General features: G+C 67.0%; 19 protein-coding genes and 1 tRNA gene. 13 read left to right on the top strand and 7 right to left on the bottom strand.

What is annotated here, in order from left to right:
- Nucleotides 1-246 precede the first annotated feature (246 nt).
- From QE363_RS16350 to guaA, 9 genes are all read left to right on the top strand, one after another.
- Nucleotides 247-939 carry a response regulator transcription factor gene (locus QE363_RS16350; protein WP_307100376.1) on the top strand — a complete coding sequence of 231 codons (693 nt, stop codon included), beginning with the start codon at nt 247-249 and terminating at the stop codon, nt 937-939.
- Nucleotides 936-2,291, top strand: a complete 1,356-nt coding sequence (locus tag QE363_RS16345) for a HAMP domain-containing sensor histidine kinase (protein WP_309696950.1) — start codon at nt 936-938, stop codon at nt 2,289-2,291. The genes QE363_RS16350 and QE363_RS16345 overlap by 4 nt, the downstream gene beginning before the upstream one ends.
- Nucleotides 2,292-2,417: 126 nt before the next feature.
- Nucleotides 2,418-2,696, top strand: coding sequence for a hypothetical protein (locus tag QE363_RS16340; RefSeq protein WP_309696948.1), 279 nt, complete (start codon nt 2,418-2,420; stop codon nt 2,694-2,696).
- Nucleotides 2,697-2,854: 158 nt separating this feature from the next.
- A complete protein-coding gene (rpsM, locus tag QE363_RS16335; protein ID WP_307100371.1) occupies nt 2,855-3,223 on the top strand; it encodes a 30S ribosomal protein S13 in 369 nt (122 codons plus the stop codon).
- A gap of 106 nt (nt 3,224-3,329) precedes the next feature.
- A complete protein-coding gene (rpsK, locus tag QE363_RS16330) occupies nt 3,330-3,719 on the top strand; it encodes a 30S ribosomal protein S11 (protein WP_007405180.1) in 390 nt (129 codons plus the stop codon).
- A gap of 88 nt (nt 3,720-3,807) precedes the next feature.
- The gene (locus QE363_RS16325) at nt 3,808-4,872 is read left to right on the top strand and encodes a DNA-directed RNA polymerase subunit alpha (RefSeq protein WP_307100369.1); all 1,065 of its coding nucleotides are present in this window, start codon (nt 3,808-3,810) and stop codon (nt 4,870-4,872) included.
- Between the two features lie 246 nt (nt 4,873-5,118).
- Nucleotides 5,119-5,541, top strand: coding sequence for a 50S ribosomal protein L17 (gene rplQ / locus QE363_RS16320; protein ID WP_307100367.1), 423 nt, complete (start codon nt 5,119-5,121; stop codon nt 5,539-5,541).
- A gap of 146 nt (nt 5,542-5,687) precedes the next feature.
- Nucleotides 5,688-6,272, top strand: a complete 585-nt coding sequence (locus tag QE363_RS16315; RefSeq protein WP_309696939.1) for a hypothetical protein — start codon at nt 5,688-5,690, stop codon at nt 6,270-6,272.
- Between the two features lie 32 nt (nt 6,273-6,304).
- Entirely contained in the window at nt 6,305-7,858 is a 1,554-nt protein-coding gene (guaA, locus tag QE363_RS16310; protein ID WP_307100363.1) for a glutamine-hydrolyzing GMP synthase, read from the top strand.
- Nucleotides 7,859-7,970: 112 nt separating this feature from the next.
- Here guaA and QE363_RS16305 read toward each other — a convergent pair.
- A tRNA-Arg gene (locus tag QE363_RS16305) sits at nt 7,971-8,047 on the bottom strand.
- An 83-nt stretch (nt 8,048-8,130) separates the two neighbouring features.
- Here QE363_RS16305 and QE363_RS16300 point away from each other — a divergent pair.
- Nucleotides 8,131-8,865, top strand: a complete 735-nt coding sequence (locus QE363_RS16300; protein ID WP_309696937.1) for a queuosine precursor transporter — start codon at nt 8,131-8,133, stop codon at nt 8,863-8,865.
- A 306-nt stretch (nt 8,866-9,171) separates the two neighbouring features.
- On the opposite strand, the gene purQ is transcribed toward QE363_RS16300, so the two are convergent.
- From purQ to purC, 3 genes are read right to left on the bottom strand one after another with little or no spacing between them, the layout of a single operon-like run.
- Nucleotides 9,172-9,840, bottom strand: a complete 669-nt coding sequence (purQ, locus tag QE363_RS16295; RefSeq protein ID WP_309696935.1) for a phosphoribosylformylglycinamidine synthase subunit PurQ — start codon at nt 9,838-9,840, stop codon at nt 9,172-9,174.
- A complete protein-coding gene (purS, locus tag QE363_RS16290; protein WP_042486357.1) occupies nt 9,840-10,070 on the bottom strand; it encodes a phosphoribosylformylglycinamidine synthase subunit PurS in 231 nt (76 codons plus the stop codon). Before purS ends, purQ begins: the two co-directional genes overlap by 1 nt.
- Entirely contained in the window at nt 10,070-10,849 is a 780-nt protein-coding gene (gene purC / locus QE363_RS16285; RefSeq protein WP_007405170.1) for a phosphoribosylaminoimidazolesuccinocarboxamide synthase, read from the bottom strand. The genes purS and purC overlap by 1 nt, the downstream gene beginning before the upstream one ends.
- A 299-nt stretch (nt 10,850-11,148) precedes the next feature.
- Here purC and QE363_RS16280 point away from each other — a divergent pair, with 299 nt between their 5' ends.
- From QE363_RS16280 to QE363_RS16270, 3 genes are all read left to right on the top strand, one after another.
- Nucleotides 11,149-11,538 carry a hypothetical protein gene (locus QE363_RS16280; RefSeq protein ID WP_309696930.1) on the top strand — a complete coding sequence of 130 codons (390 nt, stop codon included), beginning with the start codon at nt 11,149-11,151 and terminating at the stop codon, nt 11,536-11,538.
- Between the two features lie 139 nt (nt 11,539-11,677).
- The gene (parC, locus tag QE363_RS16275; RefSeq protein WP_309696928.1) at nt 11,678-13,930 is read left to right on the top strand and encodes a DNA topoisomerase IV subunit A; all 2,253 of its coding nucleotides are present in this window, start codon (nt 11,678-11,680) and stop codon (nt 13,928-13,930) included.
- 189 nt (nt 13,931-14,119) lie between these two features.
- Entirely contained in the window at nt 14,120-15,718 is a 1,599-nt protein-coding gene (locus QE363_RS16270; RefSeq protein WP_309698230.1) for a bifunctional diguanylate cyclase/phosphodiesterase, read from the top strand.
- Here the strand turns inward: QE363_RS16270 and QE363_RS16265 are convergent.
- Genes QE363_RS16265 through QE363_RS16255 form a run of 3 tightly spaced genes read right to left on the bottom strand, consistent with a single transcriptional unit; the run spans nt 15,709 to nt 18,019 of the window.
- On the bottom strand, nt 15,709-16,869 hold the full coding sequence (locus QE363_RS16265; protein WP_309698229.1) for a CCA tRNA nucleotidyltransferase: 1,161 nt from the start codon (nt 16,867-16,869) through the stop codon (nt 15,709-15,711). The two genes, QE363_RS16270 and QE363_RS16265, sit on opposite strands and share 10 nt — an antisense overlap.
- A complete protein-coding gene (locus QE363_RS16260; RefSeq protein WP_307100350.1) occupies nt 16,857-17,450 on the bottom strand; it encodes a CoA pyrophosphatase in 594 nt (197 codons plus the stop codon). Before QE363_RS16260 ends, QE363_RS16265 begins: the two co-directional genes overlap by 13 nt.
- Nucleotides 17,447-18,019, bottom strand: a complete 573-nt coding sequence (locus QE363_RS16255; RefSeq protein ID WP_309696926.1) for a DUF1285 domain-containing protein — start codon at nt 18,017-18,019, stop codon at nt 17,447-17,449. Before QE363_RS16255 ends, QE363_RS16260 begins: the two co-directional genes overlap by 4 nt.
- Nucleotides 18,020-18,060 lie beyond the last annotated feature (41 nt).

Below are 18,060 nucleotides of genomic sequence, written 5' to 3'. Positions count from 1 at the left end.
GTATTTTTCACGTTATGGTCACCCCGGGGTATCCCGTCAGCCTGTAGCCCTGCGGTCACAGAGTTCGAAGAGCTCGGCGCCCGACACTCCCGGGGGTGCCGTCGGGGCCGGCGGAGAGCGCGCTTTCCGCCGGCCTTTCACTGGCATCGCTTATCCGGGCGGCGCGATCGACCGGTGACGGTCGTCCTTGTCGCGGCACCGATCCTGATTGACAGAAAGTCGTCCGATGCCGGAGCAGACGAGCCGATGAGTCGCAAAATCCTGATCGTCGAAGACGATGCCTCCACCGCCGCCTATGTCGCCAAGGGACTGGCCGAGGCGGGCTATGCCGTCGAACAATGCGGGGACGGGCGCGACGGCCTGTTCCTGGCGAGCGAGGGCATATTCGACCTGATCATCGCCGACCGGATGCTGCCCCGCCTGGACGGGCTGGCGATGGTTAGCGCGATCCGCGCGGCGGGGATCTCCACGCCGGTGCTGATCCTGTCGGCGCTCGCCACGGTCGACGACCGGGTCGACGGGCTGAAGGCCGGGGCCGATGACTATCTGTGCAAGCCCTTCTCCTTCGCCGAGCTGTCGGCGCGGATCGAGGCGCTTGTCCGCCGGTCGGACCGTACCGCGTCCGAGCCGACGCGGACCAAGCTGAGCGTCGGCGACCTGGAGATCGACCTGCTGGCGCGCACCGTCACCCGCGCGGGCAAGATCATCCCGGTCGGCGCGCGCGAGTTCAACCTCCTCGAATTCCTCGCCCGCCATGCCGGGCAGGTCGTCACGCGCACGATGATGCTGGAGAAGATTTGGAACTATCATTTCGACCCCGGCTCCAACGTGGTCGACGTCCATATCGGGCGGCTGCGGCGCAAGCTGGAGGAAGGCTTCGGCACCCCGATCCTGCATACGGTGCGCGGCGCGGGCTATCGGCTGGCCGTGGAGGGGTGAAGCTGCGCCTGACGATATCGGCGCGGATCGCGCTGCTGTCGGTCGTCCTGGCGCTGTTGTCCAATCTCGTGCTGGTCGGTTTCATCTGGAAACAGACCAGCGCCGATGCGGTCGCCGCGCTCCATCGCGAGATCGTCGAGCAGGCGGATGCGCTGCGCGCCGTGTGGCGGACGGGCGCGTTGCCCGCGCTGGCCGATGCGATCACCCATGCGCGCGAGCCGGGCGACGTCACGCTGGTCCTGGCCATCTACGACAGCCGGGGGCACCGGATGGCGGGCTATGCGCCGCGCCATCTGGCGGTGCCGCTGGCGGATACGCCGTTCCGCATCGCCATGCTGGGCGGCGAGGGCGTCTGGGCCTCGCGCGAGGCGGGCTATACGCTGCATCCGATCGGCGGCGACTGGCTGCTGGTCGGGCGTCCGCTCGACCTGATCGAGGCGCAGCAGATCGCGATCGAGCGGGCGCTGGCGCTGGCGGTCTTCCTGTCGCTGATGCTGGGGGTCGGCACCGGGCTGGTGCTGGCGCATTATGTCGCGGGGCGGCTCAACACCATCGTCGCGGTGATCGACGCGGCGGGCGAGGGCGACCTGACCCGGCGCGTGTCGCTGGTCCGCGCCGACAGCGATGAGGGCGACGCCTTCGACCGGTTGGCCGAGCGGTTGAACGCGATGCTGGGCAAGATCGAGCAGCTGATGGCCGAGCTGCGCGTCGTCACCGACAGCCTGGCGCATGATCTCCGCTCGCCGCTCGCCCGGCTGCGGACCAAGACCGAGCAGGCGGTGCTGATCGCCGATCCGCACCAGCGCGAGGCGGCGCTGGGCGGGTTGCTGGTCGAAACCGATCTCATCATGCGCATGCTGACCATGGTGATCGAGATCAGCCGGTCCGAATCGGTGACGCGCGACCGGTTCACGCTGGTCGCCCCCGCCGATCTGGTCGAGGAGATCGGGGAGCTCTATGCGCCGGTCGCCGAGGATGCCGGACTGCGTTTCCTGATCGAGGTCGAGGATCGCCCCGCGCCGCTGCCGCTCCACCGCGAGCTGATGAGCCAGGCCCTGTCCAACCTGATCGACAATGCGCTGAAGCATGGCGCATCGGGGGCACAGGTCACGCTGCGCCTGTCGCGCGGGGTGGAGGGGATCGTCTTTCAGGTCGAGGATCGCGGGCCGGGCATCGCCGCGGCGGACCGGGCGCAGGCGCTCAAGCGATTCGGGCGACTCGATACCGCGCGCACCACGCCGGGGGCGGGGCTGGGCATGGCGCTGATCGAGGCGGTCGCCCGGCTGCATGGCGGGCGGTTCGAGCTGGCGGACAATGCGCCGGGATTGATCGCGCGGCTGGTGATTCCGTAACGACGCTTTCCTCCCCTGCAAGGGGAGGTGGCAGGCCGAAGGCCTGACGGAGGGGTATCGCGCCCTCGATAGGGGTGACACCCCTCCGACGCGCTGCGCGCGCCACCTCCCCTTGCAGGGGAGGAGTTGCAGGCACTTGCCGGCTGGGCTCAGCGCTTTACATCCCGCGGCATGGACTCCCTTTCCTTGTTCGGCCTTGCCGCCGTCTCCTTCACCCTGGTCTGCTATGCGAAAGAATCGGGCGCGCATTGGTGGACGCTGGGCTTCGTGTTGGGATGCCTGGCGGGGTCGGCCTATGGCTTTTTGCAGGGGGCCTGGCCGTTCGGCGTGGTCGAGCTGGTCTGGGCCGTCGTGTCCTTTCGCCGATGGTTGGAATTGCGACGGATTCGGGAACCGATCGCTTGACAGTGGGTTTCGCGGGCCCTAACTGACCATCCTTCCACCACCCCCGGTTTCACGACGCGCGATCTGCGTGCGTCGCGCTTCCGCGTGGCGGAACCATCGCGATGAGATGGAGCATGTGCGGCCATGCCATGCTTCGTGGAGCTAGGAGAATAAATTTCATGGCACGTATTGCGGGTGTCAACCTCCCGACCAACAAGCGCGTATTGATCGCGCTGACCTATATCCATGGCATCGGTCCGGCCAAGGCGAAGGAAATCACCGCCAAGCTGAACATCGCCGCCGACCGTCGCGTCCAGGACCTTTCGGACCAGGAAGTGCTCCAGATCCGTGAGACGATCGACTCCGATCACACGGTGGAAGGCGATCTGCGTCGCGAGACCGCGATGAACATCAAGCGCCTGATGGACCTGGCCTGCTATCGCGGCCTGCGTCACCGCAAGGGCCTGCCGGTCCGCGGCCAGCGCACGCACACCAACGCGCGCACCCGCAAGGGCAAGGCGAAGCCGATCGCGGGCAAGAAGAAGTAAGAATTTCGCCCGGGGGGCGAAATTTACTTCTTCTCCGCCGGAGGGCGGCGCGAGGCAGATTGCTTCCCGCTCTCCGCATCAGAGATACAGGTCAGGATAGAATTCAATGGCACGTGAACCGCAGCGCATTCGCCGTCGCGAGCGCAAGAACATCACCGCCGGCGTCGCGCACGTGAACGCCAGCTTCAACAACACCATGATCACCATCACCGACGCGCAGGGCAATGCCATTTCGTGGTCGTCGGCGGGCATGATGGGCTTCAAGGGCTCGCGCAAGTCGACCCCGTATGCGGCGCAGGTCGCGGCGGAAGACGCGGGCAAGAAGGCCGCCGAGCATGGCGTGCGCACCCTGGAAGTCGAAGTGAAGGGCCCGGGTTCGGGCCGCGAGTCGGCGCTGCGCGCGCTGCAGGCGGTCGGTTTCCAGATCACCTCGATCCGCGACGTCACCTCGATCCCGCACAACGGCGTGCGGCCTTCCAAGCGTCGCCGCGTCTGATGCTTCCCATGGCCGGCTGACGAGTCGGCCATGCCTCTCTCCACGGCTGGAACCGTCCCCGTTCCGGCCCATAACTCAGGGGAACCACGTGTCTGTCAACGCAAAGAACTGGCAGGAACTCAAGAAGCCCAACGCGCTCGAGAAAAAGGGTGGCGATGGCAAGCGGAAGGCGACGTTCGTTGCCGAACCGCTGGAGCGTGGCTTCGGCCTGACGCTGGGCAACGCGCTGCGCCGCGTGCTCCTGTCGTCGCTCCAGGGCGCGGCGGTCACCTCGATCAAGATCGAAAACGTGCTGCACGAGTTCTCGTCGCTGGCCGGTGTGCGTGAAGACGTCACCGACATCGTCCTGAACGTGAAGCAGCTCGCGATCCGCATGCAGGGCGAAGGCCCCAAGCGGCTCCAGCTGTCCGCGACCGGCCCCGCCACCGTCAAGGCCGGCGACATCGCCGTGTCGGGCGACATCGAGGTCATGAACAAGGACCTGGTGATCTGCCATCTCGACGAAGGTGCGACGCTCAACATGGAGCTGACCGCCGATATCGGGAAGGGCTATGTCCCCGCCGCGTCCAACCGTCCGGCCGATGCGCCGATCGGCCTGATCCCGGTCGATGCGCTCTACTCGCCGGTTCGCCAGGTGTCGTACAAGGTCGACCCGACCCGCGTCGGTCAGGACCTGGACTATGACAAGCTGACGCTCTCGGTCGAGACCGACGGCACCGTGACCCCGGAAGACGCCGTGGCCTATGCCGCGCGCATCCTTCAGGACCAGCTGGCGCTGTTCGTGCACTTCGACGACTCGGCGCTCACCCGCGCGGCCCCCGTGGGCCAGGCGGCGCTCCCGGTCGCCGGTGGCGAGCCGCAGAGCGACGCGCAGCAGATCAACCGTTACCTTCTCAAGAAGGTCGACGAGCTGGAACTGTCGGTGCGTTCGGCCAACTGCCTCAAGAACGACAACATCATCTATATCGGCGATCTGGTCGGCAAGACCGAGGCCGAGATGCTGCGCACCCCGAATTTCGGCCGCAAGTCGCTGAACGAAATCAAGGAAGTGCTGTCGTCCATGGGTCTGCGCCTGGGCATGGAAATCCCCGGCTGGCCGCCCGAGAATATCGAGGAAATGGCCAAGAAGCTGGAACAGGAGATCATGGGCTGAGCCGCACGCGGATAGCATCGCTATCCGCGAGACGGCGAAAGCCCGGCCGGCGGGTCGCCCACGGGCGACCCGTTCGACGTCAGGATCGCGGCTTCGCCGTGATCCGGTCGGGCCGCTCCACCAGCTTCGCTGGTACCCTCTCCAAGCCAGCTTGGGGAGGATTGGAATAGGCGAAGGTGACGGCCTCAACGGTCACCAGGTCTGGGGTACCGTGACACGGCCCCTTAACGAACGAAGGAACTACCCATGCGTCATCGCGTCGGCGGCCGTAAGCTGCAGCGTACCTCGGCTCATCGTACCGCGCTCTTCCGCAACATGTCGGCCGCGCTCATCAAGCACGAGCAGATCACCACCACCGTCGCCAAGGCGAAGGAACTGCGTCCCTATGTCGAAAAGCTGGTGACGCTGGCCAAGAAGGGCGGTCTCTCGAACCGTCGTCTGGCCCATGCCCGCCTGCTCGACGACGCGCAGCTGGTGAAGCTGTTCGACGTTCTGGCGTCGCGCTATGCGGACCGCAACGGTGGCTATACCCGCATCATCAAGGCCGGCATCCGCGCGTCGGACGCCTCGCCGATGGCGATCATCGAGTTCGTCGACCGCGACGTCTCGGCGAAGGGCCAGGATTCGGGTCCGGTCATGACCGAGGAAGATTTCGACGAAGCCGCGTAATTTCCGCGCGTCTTTCGAGACACCTTCGAGAGAGGGCCGTGCCAGCGATGGCGCGGCCCTTTTTCATATCCGCCATTTCACGCATATTCAGCCTGGCGAAAGCCGGGACGTATAACGTTACGGGTGCGAATCGAGGGAGGCTGGAAATGCGTCGCATGGCGGTCGGGTGGTTTCTGGCGGGTCTGGCGCTTCCCCTGCCGCTCGCGGCGCAGAACGGGGCGTCTCCGCCCACCACGTCGACGCAGGTCGTGCCGGTCGCACCGTTCATTCCCACCGACCGCGAACGGCAATGGCAGACCCCGCAACAGCGCAAGCAGGCGGACGCCATCGCCGGGGGCTTCGTCGCGGGCGCGCTGCTCACGACAGCGGTGGCGCTGACCGCGGGCAAGAATCTGACGCCCCATAGCGATTCGGGTGCGATCGATGTCTCCCGTCCGGTTCGTGCCGCCGAGGCGCCATCGCCCTATCGCGCGGAAACCGACGACGAGGCGGCGGTCCATGCCTGCGCCAAGGCGGCGGAAGGCGAGGGGCGGCGCAGCTTCGCGCTGGCGCAGGTCGGCCAGGTCCGCTCGGCCCATCCGCTGGGCAATGGCTATGACGTGCAGGGCGATGTGCTGCTGCGCACCAGTTACCGCGAGGCGGGCGAGAGCCGCGCCTTCCGCTGCCGCGTCGATGCGCAGGCGGTGCGGATGATCGCGATCGACGGGATTCAAACCCTCCCGACCCGGTAGCATTTTCCAAAAGACATCGCTATCGGACCGCCATGGAGCACCCCGACAGCATCCTCATCGTCGATTTCGGCAGCCAGGTCACCCAGCTCATCGCGCGCCGCGTGCGCGAGGCGGGGGTCTATAGCGAGATCGTTCCCTTCCAATCGGCCGAAGCGGCGTTCGCGCGGATCAAGCCCGCCGCGGTCATCCTGTCCGGCGGCCCGGCCTCCGTGGTGGACGAGAACTCCCCGCGCATCCCGCAGGCGATCCTCGACAGCGGCCTGCCGATGCTCGGCATCTGCTATGGCCAGCAGGCGCTGACCCAGCAGCTGGGCGGCAAGGTCGAGAAGGGCGACAGCGGCGAGTTCGGCGAGGCGTTCATCACTGTCGAGGGCGATTGCGCGCTGTTCGACGGCGTGTGGAACACCGGCGAGCGGCACCAGGTGTGGATGAGCCATGGCGACAAGGTCACGGCGCTGGCGCCGGGCTTCCGAGTCGTCGCGACCAGCCCCGGCGCGCCCTATGCGATCATCGCCAATGACGAACGCCGCATCTTCGCGATGCAGTTCCACCCCGAAGTCGTGCACACGCCCGACGGTGCCAAGCTGATCGGCAATTTCGTCCGTCACGTCGCCGGTCTCTCGGGCGACTGGACGATGGCCGAGTTCCGCGCCTCCAAGATCGCCGAGATCCGCGAGCAGGTGGGCAGCGGCCGGGTGATCTGCGGCCTGTCGGGCGGGGTCGACTCGTCGGTCGCCGCGCTGCTGATCCACGAGGCGATCGGTGACCAGCTGACCTGCGTCTTCGTCGACGGCGGCATCCTGCGCCAGGGCGAGGCCGAGCAGGTCGTCAGCCTGTTCCGGGGCCATTACAACATCCCGCTCGTCCATGTGGATGCGCAGGACCTGTTCATGAACGGCCTGGCGGGCGTCACCGACCCCGAGGCCAAGCGCAAGTTCATCGGCAAGACCTTCATCGACGTGTTCGAGGCGGAGGCCAAGAAGATCGGCGGCGCCGAGTTCCTCGCGCAGGGCACGCTCTACCCCGACGTGATCGAGAGCGTCAGCTTCACCGGCGGCCCGTCGGTGACGATCAAGAGCCACCACAATGTCGGCGGCCTGCCCGAGCGCATGAACATGAAGCTGGTCGAGCCGCTTCGCGAACTGTTCAAGGACGAGGTCCGCGTGCTGGGTCGCGAACTCGGGCTGCCCGACGTGTTCGTCGGCCGCCATCCGTTCCCCGGACCGGGCCTCGCCATCCGCATCCCCGGCGAGGTGACGCGCGAGCGTTGCGACATCCTGCGCAAGGCGGATGCGATCTATCTCGAGGAAATCCGCAACGCCGGGCTGTACGACGCCATCTGGCAGGCCTTTGCGGTCCTGCTGCCGGTGCGGTCGGTCGGCGTGATGGGCGACGGCCGGACCTACGACTCGGTGCTGGCGCTGCGGGCGGTGACTTCGGTCGACGGCATGACCGCGCAGGCGTTCGACTTCCCCGGAGACTTCCTGCCGCGCGTGACGACCCGGATCATCAACGAGGTCAAGGGCATCAACCGCGTCGTCTATGACTATACCAGCAAGCCCCCCGGCACGATCGAGTGGGAGTGACACGGCCCCGCGACCCTGCCGGACAGGGTCGCGGCCATACCGACCGACACGTCATGCAGCGCCTCGGCGAAAGCCGGGGCGTTTTGCTGTCTGCGATGAGGGGAGGGGGGAGTGGCGCGCCCGGAGGGATTCGAACCCCCGACCGAGGAGGTAGAAGCTCCTTGCTCTATCCAACTGAGCTACGGACGCGCGGATGGCGGTGTCCCTAGCGTGGTTTGACCGCCAAGGGAATGGCGATAAACAACGGTCCGTACGGCTTTGAGGGGATCGTAATGAGCGGGGAACGAATGGTCGCGGGCCGCGATCTGGAGCGGTCGGCCTTTCGCTGGTTCGACTTCGTCATGGCGGCGTTCGTCACCATCCTGCTGCTGTCCAACGTCATCGGCGCGGGCAAGGTCGCGGTGATCGACTTGCCGCTGGTCGGGCAGTGGCCGTTCGGGGCGGGCATCCTGTTCTTTCCGCTCAGCTATGTCATCGGCGACGTGCTGACCGAGGTTTACGGCTATGCCCGCGCGCGGCGGGTGATCTGGGCGGGCACGGCGGCGGTGCTGTTCATGGCGTTCATGAGCTGGATCGTGGTCGCGCTGCCCCCGGCGCCCAGCTGGACCAACCAGGCCGCTTATGAGGTGATCTTCGGCCAGGTGCCGCGCATCGTGCTCGCCAGCGTCTGCGCCTTCTGGGCGGGCGAGTTCGTCAATGCCTATGTCATGGCGCGGATGAAGCTGTGGACCGGCGGGCGGCACCTCTGGTCGCGGACGATCGGCTCGACGTTGGTGGGGCAGGGGGTGGACAGCCTGATCTTCTATCCGCTGGCCTTCTGGGGCGCGCAGGGGTGGACCACGCATCTGGTGGTCGTCGTGCTGTTCACCCAATGGGCGCTGAAAGTGGGCTGGGAGGTGCTGTTGACCCCCGTGACCTATCTGATCGTCGGCGGGCTGAAGCGCGCCGAGGGGGTGGATGTGTTCGACGAGGGGACCGACTTCACGCCGTTCCGGGCACGGGTTTGAATTGGGTTCACGCGAAGCCGCGAAGGAGTGGGGCATGAATGGGTTCGCGCAGAGGCGCAGAGGGCGCAGAGCTGCCCTACGTGGCGGTAGCCGCATGCTTTTGCCGCAAGCATGAGGCGGAAGGGATAAGGCCTCCACAAGACCAGACACCTCTGCGTCCTCCGCGCCTCCGCGCGAACAAAAACCTTCTTCGCGCCATCGCGGCTTCGCGCGAACAAAAAGGGGGAAGCGAGTCGCCCCGCTTCCCCTTTTCAGATTTCATCCCGTGGCCTTCGACTTCGCTCAGGCTGAACGGGGGAGGGGCGTTTAGGCCCCCACCATCTCCAGCAGGCCCTCGAACAGGCGTCGGCCATGGTCGCCGCCGTGCGCGGCTTCGATGCGGCGCTCGGGGTGGGGCATCATGCCCAGCACGTTGCGCTTCTCGTTCAGCACGCCCGCAATCGACCGTGCCGAGCCGTTGACGTCCTCGGCATAGCGGAAGGCCACGCGGCCTTCGCCTTCGAGGCGGTCGAGGGTGTCGGCATCGGCGAAATAATTGCCGTCATGATGCGCGACCGGGATACGGATCGTCTCGCCCTGCTGGTACAGCCGGGTGAAGGCGCTGTCGGTGTTGGCCACCTCCAGATCCACGTCGCGGCAGACGAAGTTGAGCGAGCGGTTGCGCATCAGCGCGCCCGGCAGCAGCCCGGTTTCGGCCAGCACCTGGAAGCCGTTGCACACGCCGAACACCGGCGTACCGCCATTGGCCGCATCCACGACCGCGCGCATGATCGGCGAGCGGGCCGCGATCGCGCCGCAGCGCAGGTAATCGCCGTAAGAGAAGCCGCCCGGCACGCCGATCAGCCCCAGCCCCTCGGGCAGTTCGCTGTCGCCGTGCCAGACCATGGCCGGCTTCACGCCCGTCACCGCCTCCAGCGCGACGGCGAGGTCGCGGTCGCAGTTCGAGCCCGGAAAGACGATTACGGCGGTCTTCATCAGGCGCGCTCCACCCGGTAATTCTCGATCACGGTGTTGGCGAGGAGCTGGCGGCACATCTCGTCGATCTGCGCGTCGGTGGTCGCGTCGGCGACTTCCAGCTCGATCAGCTTGCCCGCGCGGACGTCGTTCACGCCCGCAAAGCCCAGGCTTTCCAGCGCGTGGTGGATCGCCTTGCCCTGCGGGTCGAGCACGCCGGGCTTCAGGGTGACGAAAATCTTCAGCTTCATTACTTGCCCCGGCTCTTGCGGTGTTCTTCGAGGTCGAGGACGGCGGTGTCGCCCCCCTCGGGCAGCAGGCCCAGACGGCGCGCCACTTCCTGATAGGCTTCCACCTCGCCGCCCAGGTCGCGACGGAAGCGATCCTTGTCCAGCTTTTCGTTGGTGGTCATGTCCCACAGGCGGCAGCCATCGGGGCTGATCTCGTCGGCCAGGATGATCCGACCGAAGTCATTGTCCCAGATGCGGCCGAATTCCAGCTTGAAGTCGACCAGGCGGATGCCGATCGCGGCAAACATGCCCGACAGGAAGTCGTTCACGCGGATCGCCAGGTCGGCGATGTCGTGCATTTCTTCCTGGCTGGCCCAGCCGAAGCAGGCGATATGCTCGTCGGTGACCATCGGGTCGCCCAGCGCATCGTCCTTGTAATAATATTCGATGATCGTGCGGGGCAGCTTCACGCCCTCTTCGATGCCCAGGCGCTTGGACAGCGAGCCCGCCGCGACGTTGCGCACCACGACCTCGATCGGCACGATCTCGACCTGGCGGATCAACTGCTCGCGCATGTTCAGGCGGCGGATGAAGTGGGTCGGCACGCCGATATGGTCGAGCATGGTGAAGACATGCTCGGAGATACGGTTGTTGAGCACGCCCTTGCCGTTGATCGTGCCCTTCTTCTGGGCATTGAACGCGGTGGCGTCGTCCTTGAAATACTGGATCAGCGTGCCGGGCTCGGGGCCCTCGTACAGGATCTTGGCCTTGCCTTCGTAGATTTGGCGGCGGCGAGCCATGCGGCGGTCCCCTGAAATGAGTACAGCCCCGGTGCCCCACATGCTGAGGCCCGAGGCGGGATGGCGCGGCCTATAATCGAAGGTGCGGGCGGGCGCAATGGAGGCGTGCGGCCTTGCGGTGCGGACAGGCTCCTTCCGACGCGCAAGCAACGAAAGGCGTATGGAAGATGAAGGTCGCGTAATGTCCCGGCCATGATGGACATGATTTTCACGGTATATGAAAAAACGGTAAGATGGAAAGTATAGGAAACCGATCGTCCAAGTCATGGGTTCTGTCGATGCTTGCAAAGGAGGAAGTCATGAACAAGCTGATGATCGGTGTTGTTGGTGGGGCTCTGATGCTGACGGCGGGTGTTGCCGTGGCGCGGCCGATGCACATGGCGCAGGCGCCGCTGGTCTATGAACAGGCGCGTGTTCCGCTGGCCAATGGCATGGAGGCCATCGCGGTGGTCAAGAACGGCAGGACGGAGCGGACCGTCGCCTGTCGCGATACCGCCGATGTCCTCGCCACCTTCCGCCCCGAGGCCATCGCCTTCGCGCCCGGCCATAATGCCAAGGGCAAGGCCGTGACCGATGAGGAAGTCGCCGGGGTCGAGACCTTCACCCCCGTCGCGTTCCAGAACTGCACGGTCGCGGCGGGCAACCACTTCGCCCAGGACGTCAACCAGGCGCAGGCGAACCACGCCTGATCCGGATGGTCGCAAGGCAGGCGGGCGCGGCGCTCCCAACGTGCCCGCCTTGCCCGGCGATCCCGTCTCTGGCGATTTGTTCTCTTTTTGATCCGCCCGATTGCCCCTGCGCGCATCGCTTGCTAGAAGCGACGCTCCCATGGCGATCGATCTCCGCGACAATCCCCCCGTCGGCATCCTGGATGCCCCCTTCGACAGCGCGCTGTCCGAACGGTATCTGGTCTATGCGCTGTCCACGATCACGGCGCGCTCGCTGCCCGACGTGCGCGATGGCCTGAAGCCGGTGCATCGCCGGTTGCTCTGGGCGATGCGGCTGCTCAAGCTCGACCCGGCGGCGGGCTACAAGAAATGCGCGCGCGTCGTCGGCGACGTGATCGGTAAATATCATCCGCATGGCGACCAGTCGGTCTATGACGCGATGGTCCGTCTCGCCCAGGATTTCGCGCTTCGCTATCCGTTGGTCGACGGGCAGGGCAATTTCGGCAATATCGACGGCGATAACGCCGCCGCCTATCGTTATACCGAGGCACGGCTGACCCAGGTCGCGATCGACCTGATGGATGGGCTGGACGAGGATGCCGTCGCCTATCGCCCGACCTATAATGGCGAGGAGCAGGAGCCCGAGCTGTTTCCCGGCCTGTTCCCCAATCTGCTCGCCAATGGCGCGAGCGGGATCGCGGTCGGCATGGCGACCAGCATCCCGCCGCACAACGCCGCCGAGCTGCTGGATGCCGCGATCCTGCTGGTCGATCGGCCCGATGCCGATGACGATGCGATCCTGGCGCTGGTCAAGGGGCCGGACTTCCCGACCGGCGGCATCGTCGTCGATGCGCCTGCCATATTGCGCGAAAGCTACACCACCGGGCGGGGCGGCTTCCGCGTCCGCGCGCGCTGGGAGATTGAGCGCGAGAAGGGCGGCGGCTGGCAGATCGTCGTCAGCGAAATCCCTTACGGCGTCGCCAAGGGCAAGCTGATCGAACAGATTGCGACGCTCATCAACGACAAGAAGCTGCCGATCCTGGCCGATGTCCGCGACGAATCGGATGCGCAGGTCCGTATCGTGCTGGAGCCGCGCGCGCGCACCGTCGATCCGCAGGTGCTGATGGACGGGCTGTTCCGCTTCTCCGACCTGGAGACGCGGATCAGCCTGAACCTCAACGTGCTGGACAAGGACCGCACCCCGCGCGTCATGTCCCTGCGCGAGGCGCTGGCGGCCTGGGTCGAGCATCAGTTCGTGGTGCTGCGGCGCCGTTCCGAACATCGGCTCGGCAAGATCGCGGACCGGATCGAGCTGCTCGACGGCTATCTGGTCGCCTATCTCAACCTCGACCGGGTGATCGAGATCATCCGCACCGAGGACGAGCCCAAGGCGGTGATGATCGCCGAATTCCGCCTGACCGACCGTCAGGCCGAGGCGATCCTCAACATGCGCCTCCGTTCGCTGCGGCGGCTGGAGGAGTTCGAGATTCGCGGCGAGCGCGACAAGCTCGACAAGGAACGCGAGCAGCTCACCCTGCTGCTCGGCTCCGAACAGCGCCAGCGGACGCGGATGAAGAAGGATCTGGGCCGGATTCGCGACCGCTATGGTCCCGAGACCGCGCTGGGCGCGCGCCGCACGCTGATCGAGGAAGCCGCGCCGACCCGCGACATCCCGCTGGAGGCGATGATCGAGCGCGAGCCGATCACCGTCATCCTGTCGCAGCGCGGCTGGATTCGCGCGATGAAGGGGCATGTCGACCTGGCCTCGGCGGATACCGCCAAGTTCAAGGAAGGCGACGGCCCCGCTTTCGCCTTCCATGCGCAGACCACCGACAAGCTGTTGCTGGCGGCGGCGAATGGGCGGTTCTTCACCCTGGCCGCCGACAAGCTGCCCGGCGGGCGCGGCTTTGGCGAGCCGGTGCGCGCGATGATCGACCTGGACGGATCGATCGGCATCGTCGGCTTCCTGCCCGCCGCGCGCGCGGCCAAGCTGCTGGTCGCGGCCTCGGACGGGCGCGGCTTCGTCGTGCCGACCGCCGACACCATCGCCGAGACGCGAAAAGGAAAGACGGTGCTGACGCCGCGCGCCGGAGCGGCGCTGAAGGTCGTGCGTCCCGTGGGGGCGGACGATGATTATGTCGCGGCGATCGGCGACAACCGCAAATTGCTCGTCTTCCCGCTGACCGAGTTCGTCGAACTATCGCGCGGCACCGGGGTCCAGCTGCAACGCTATCGCGACGGCGGCCTGTCCGATGCGACGACCTTCGTCTTCAAGGACGGGTTGAGCTGGCCGATGGGCGGCGAGACGGGGCGCGTGCGGACCGAGGCCGATCTGTCCGCTTGGCGGACCGCGCGCGGGGCGGCAGGGCGGATGCCGCCGACCGGCTTCCCCCGCGATAATCGTTTCGATTGACCGTCCCCGATCGACGGCGTGTTTCCGATTATGGCGGACTGAACCGTTTACGGCGTCAATTTCGCTGAAATTTTAGGGGGTTTTAACGATCGGCCGATAAATGGTCGGTAGATGGCTTCGACCGCTTATCCAATCCCGCGACCCTTGCCGCGCCCAATCGCGACTCTGACGTCGTGCGCGGTCGAGATCATGGCGATCCCGGCGGCGGAAATCGCGATGCGCGCGGATGGGCCCGGCATCGTCACGGTCAACGCCCCCTATCGCCGTGCCGGTCTGACCGAGGCGCGGTCCGATGCGCTGATCATGGCCGAGGTGACGAAGCGAATCGGCGATCTCCAGAGCCTGGGCGGCAAGTCGATCGAATTCCCGCTGGCGCTCGGCGAGGCCATCGACTGCCGGTATTTTCAGGTCACGCTCGCCCGCTCGGCGGAGGAACGCGCGGACCAATATGTCCTCATGCTGGTCGACCAGACCGCCCAGCATCATACCGAGCGCAGCCTGCGGCGCGAAATGACGACCGACAGCCTGACCGGCCTGCCCAATCGTCAGGGATTCGGTGACCTGATCGAGTCGATGATGGCGACCGGCCATTCGCATGCGGTGCTGGTCATCGATCTCAACCGCTTCGGTCGGCTGAACGCCTGTATGGGCTCGCTGGTCGGCGACGAGCTGCTGATCACCGTCGCACGCCGGTTGAAGGGCGCGCTGCGGTCGCGCGACTCGATCGGGCGGATCGGCGGCAATGAATTCGGCATCCTGATGATGATCGACGAGAGCGAGGACGAGGCGCATGTCCTGGCCGACCGGATCGACCGCGCGCTGCGCTCGCCCTTCCGGCTGACCGATTACGAGGTGAATGTCGAGGCGTCGGTGGGCATCGCCTTCAACGCCGACGACGATGGCGACGGCGATGCCGAGGAGCTGATCCGCCACGCCCAGTTCGCGGTGAAACGCGCCAAGGCGGCGGGCCGGACCGAGGTCTATCACCCCCAGGCCTTCACCATCGCGCGCGCCCAGTTCGCGATGGAGACCTCGCTGCGCCGCGCGATCGAGCGTGAGGAACTGCATCTCGCCTATCAGCCGATCTGCGATCTCTCAACGGGCCGCATGGTCTCGTTCGAGGCGCTGGCGCGGTGGCGCGATGCCGAGGGGTGCGACCATTCCCCGGTCGACTTCATCCCGGTCGCCGAGGAATCGGGGCTGATCGTGCCGCTCGGCCGCTGGGCGGTGCAGCAGGCGACGATGCAGCTGGCCGAATGGGACCGCATCGCGGGCGGCTCGTGCGGGATGCGGATGTCGGTCAACGTCTCGGCGATCCAGCTCCAGCGCGATGCCATCCCGGCCGTGATCGACGGCGCGCTGGGCAAGGCCGGCATCGCGGGCGACCGGCTGACGCTGGAGCTGACCGAAAGCGCGATCGTCGGCGATCCCGACGGCGTGACCATGATCATGGAAGGGCTGAAGGAACTCGGCACGACGGTGGCGATGGACGATTTCGGCACCGGCTATTCCAATCTCGCCTATCTCCAGAAACTGCCCATCGACATTCTCAAGATCGACCGCAGCTTCGTGAACGGCATGCTGGCCGACCGCGACAAGATCGCCATCGTCCGCGCGATCATGGGGCTGGCGCAGGCGCTGGGCATGAAGACCACCGCCGAGGGGATCGAGACGATCGAACTCGGCCAGACGCTGGCCGCGCTGGGCTGCACCTATGGCCAGGGCTATCTCTATGCCAAGCCGCTCGACCCCGAGGCGGCCTGGGCGATGATCGCGGCTCAGGCCTGAGCCACCGCCGCGTCGGCCAGCTCGGCGACCCGGTCCGCGTCCGGAAAGCCCTCCGCGATCCACCGGGTTTCCACCTGACGTAGCAGCCGCGCGACATCGGGGCCCTTGCGCACGCCGCGCTCGACCAGCGCCCCGCCGGTCAGCGGCAGGGCAGGGGGCGTCCAATCACGGATCGCCGCCACCGATTCGCCCGCCAGCAATAGCCGGTCGACCGCGCCGGTCGTGCCCACCCGGTATGCCAGCGCATGGGGCCCCTCATCGCCCGGCCCGGCGGTCGCGGCGATCAGGCGCTTGCGGTCCAGGTTGGACAGCTTCAACCGCGCGCCCACCGGCTCGGCGGCTTCGGGGGGCAGCAGCGCGGCGAGGCGGCGGATCGGGTCGGGGGCGATTCCTGCCGCCGCTTCCGCTTCGGCGAGGCGGGCCAGCCGGTCGGCCCCGGCGCTATCGATCTCGGGGATGACCGCGCGGAAGATGCCCTGTTCGACCATCAGCGCGACCACCGGCACCGCGCGCACCGCCACCAGCAGCTTCAGCAATTCGGCCGCGATCCGCTCGCGCGACAGCGCCATCAGGTCGTTGGCGCGCTGCGTACAGGCGTCCAGCCCGGCCTGGTCGATCGCCTGGCCGAAGCGTGCGTGAAAGCGGAAGAAGCGCAGGATGCGGAGATGATCCTCGGCGATGCGCTGCAACGGATCGCCGATGAAGCGGACCCGCCCCGCCTTCAGATCGTCCAGCCCGCCGAAATAATCGAACAGCTCGGCCGTCACCGGATCGGCATAGAGCGCGTTCATCGTGAAGTCGCGCCGCGCCGCATCCTCGCGCCAGTCGTCGGTGAAGGCGACGACGGCGTGGCGGCCATCGGTCGACACGTCGCGGCGCAGCGTCGTGACCTCGACCGGACCATCGGGCAGGACGGCGGTGATCGTGCCATGCGCGATGCCGGTCGGCACCGGCTTGAACCCCGCCTCGCGCACGCGCGCGATGACCGTCTCGGGCGACAGCGGCGTGGCGAGGTCGATGTCCGCCACCGTCTGGCCCAGCAGCGAATCACGCACCGCGCCGCCGACGAACCGCGCCTCCAGCCGCTCGGCCAGCGCGATCAGGTCGCCTCGGTCGGTCCAGGGGGCGGCCCCAGCCGTCATGCCGCCCATTGCAGCCGCCGCGACAGGTTGACGATCATCGCGGCTGTCGCGCCCCAGATGCGCCGGTCGTTCCATAATATCTCGTAAAAATGACGGGTTTGCCCGCGCCAGGGTGCGCTGACCCGGCGGTGATGGGCGGGATCGAGGACATAGGCGAGCGGCACCTCGAACAGGTTCGCCACCTCCGCCTCGGATGGATACAGGGTCAGGTCGGGCGGGATGACGCCCAGCACCGGCGTCACCTCGAATCCGGTGACGGTGCGATAGCGGTCGGCGAGCCCGACCACCGTCACCGCGTGGGGCGACAGGCCGATTTCCTCCTCCGCCTCGCGCAGCGCGGTGGCGACCAGATCGACGTCACCCGGATCGGCGCGGCCGCCCGGAAAGGCGATCTGCCCGGCATGGTTGCGCAGATGCTCGGTCCGCTGGGTCAGGACCAGGCCCGGCTCGGCGCGATCGGTGACGGGCACCAGCACCGCTGCGGCGGTGGGTGTCGCGGCGGTTTCGGGCAGGATGTCCCCGTCGCCGGTCAACAGGTCGGCAACGGGTATCCGCGCCATCGCCTGTGCCAGCCTTTCGGCCAGCGTCATGCGTCGGTCGCGGGCACGATGGGAAAGAAGGCGCCGTCGCTCCAAAGTCCCGGCGGCCTGTCGCCCCCCGCCAGCGCCCGTTCGGCCAGTTCGTAATAGACCGGCCGCGCGATCAGCGCCTCCAGCCCGTCGCGGACATGCAGATAGGGGCGGGGGCCATCCTCGCCCTCGGCGAAGCGCAGCCCGTGCGCGGGGCCCGCGGCGACAAGGTCTCCGGTGTTGAGCTGGAATGTCAGCCGCGTGTCGCGGCCCTCGCCCTGCGCCTTGAGCGTCACCGCGACGAAGGGCGCATCCTCAACCGCGATGTCGAGCTTTTCGACCGGCGTGACCAGGACGTGGCGGCCATCGGCTTCGCGGCGCAGGATGGTCGAGAACAGCCGGACCATGGCGGGGCGGCCAATCGGGCTGCCCTGATGATACCAGGTGCCATCGCGGGCGATCCGCATCGCGCTGTCGCCGCAATGGGTGGGATTCCATTGCGAGATGGGGGGCAGCTTCTGCGCCTCCATCGCGCGCACGATCTCGGCGAGGCTGAGCGAGGACAGGTCGGGGGGCGGCGCCATGGGCATGATCGGTCTGAGTTAGGGACGCAGGGGGCGCAGGTAAAGCC

Source organism: Sphingomonas sp. SORGH_AS_0870, assembly GCF_031453175.1.
Lineage (GTDB): Bacteria > Pseudomonadota > Alphaproteobacteria > Sphingomonadales > Sphingomonadaceae > Sphingomonas.
The sequence above is the reverse complement of the archived record's forward strand: the minus strand, read 5'-3'. Positions and strand labels throughout refer to the sequence as shown.

Bases quoted from the DNA above. Each gene is read 5' to 3' on its own strand.
- QE363_RS16350 (WP_307100376.1), top strand. From the start codon at position 247: ATGAGTCGCAAAATCCTGATCGTCGAAGACGATGCCTCCACCGCCGCC.
- rpsM (WP_307100371.1), top strand. From the start codon at position 2,855: ATGGCACGTATTGCGGGTGTCAACCTCCCGACCAACAAGCGCGTATTG.
- rpsK (WP_007405180.1), top strand. From the start codon at position 3,330: ATGGCACGTGAACCGCAGCGCATTCGCCGTCGCGAGCGCAAGAACATC.
- rplQ (WP_307100367.1), top strand. From the start codon at position 5,119: ATGCGTCATCGCGTCGGCGGCCGTAAGCTGCAGCGTACCTCGGCTCAT.
- QE363_RS16315 (WP_309696939.1), top strand. From the start codon at position 5,688: ATGCGTCGCATGGCGGTCGGGTGGTTTCTGGCGGGTCTGGCGCTTCCC.
- guaA (WP_307100363.1), top strand. From the start codon at position 6,305: ATGGAGCACCCCGACAGCATCCTCATCGTCGATTTCGGCAGCCAGGTC.
- QE363_RS16300 (WP_309696937.1), top strand. From the start codon at position 8,131: ATGAGCGGGGAACGAATGGTCGCGGGCCGCGATCTGGAGCGGTCGGCC.
- purQ (WP_309696935.1), bottom strand. From the start codon at position 9,840: ATGAAGACCGCCGTAATCGTCTTTCCGGGCTCGAACTGCGACCGCGAC.
- purS (WP_042486357.1), bottom strand. From the start codon at position 10,070: ATGAAGCTGAAGATTTTCGTCACCCTGAAGCCCGGCGTGCTCGACCCG.
- purC (WP_007405170.1), bottom strand. From the start codon at position 10,849: ATGGCTCGCCGCCGCCAAATCTACGAAGGCAAGGCCAAGATCCTGTAC.
- QE363_RS16280 (WP_309696930.1), top strand. From the start codon at position 11,149: ATGAACAAGCTGATGATCGGTGTTGTTGGTGGGGCTCTGATGCTGACG.
- parC (WP_309696928.1), top strand. From the start codon at position 11,678: ATGGCGATCGATCTCCGCGACAATCCCCCCGTCGGCATCCTGGATGCC.
- QE363_RS16270 (WP_309698230.1), top strand. From the start codon at position 14,120: ATGGCGATCCCGGCGGCGGAAATCGCGATGCGCGCGGATGGGCCCGGC.
- QE363_RS16265 (WP_309698229.1), bottom strand. From the start codon at position 16,869: ATGGGCGGCATGACGGCTGGGGCCGCCCCCTGGACCGACCGAGGCGAC.
- QE363_RS16260 (WP_307100350.1), bottom strand. From the start codon at position 17,450: ATGACGCTGGCCGAAAGGCTGGCACAGGCGATGGCGCGGATACCCGTT.
- QE363_RS16255 (WP_309696926.1), bottom strand. From the start codon at position 18,019: ATGCCCATGGCGCCGCCCCCCGACCTGTCCTCGCTCAGCCTCGCCGAG.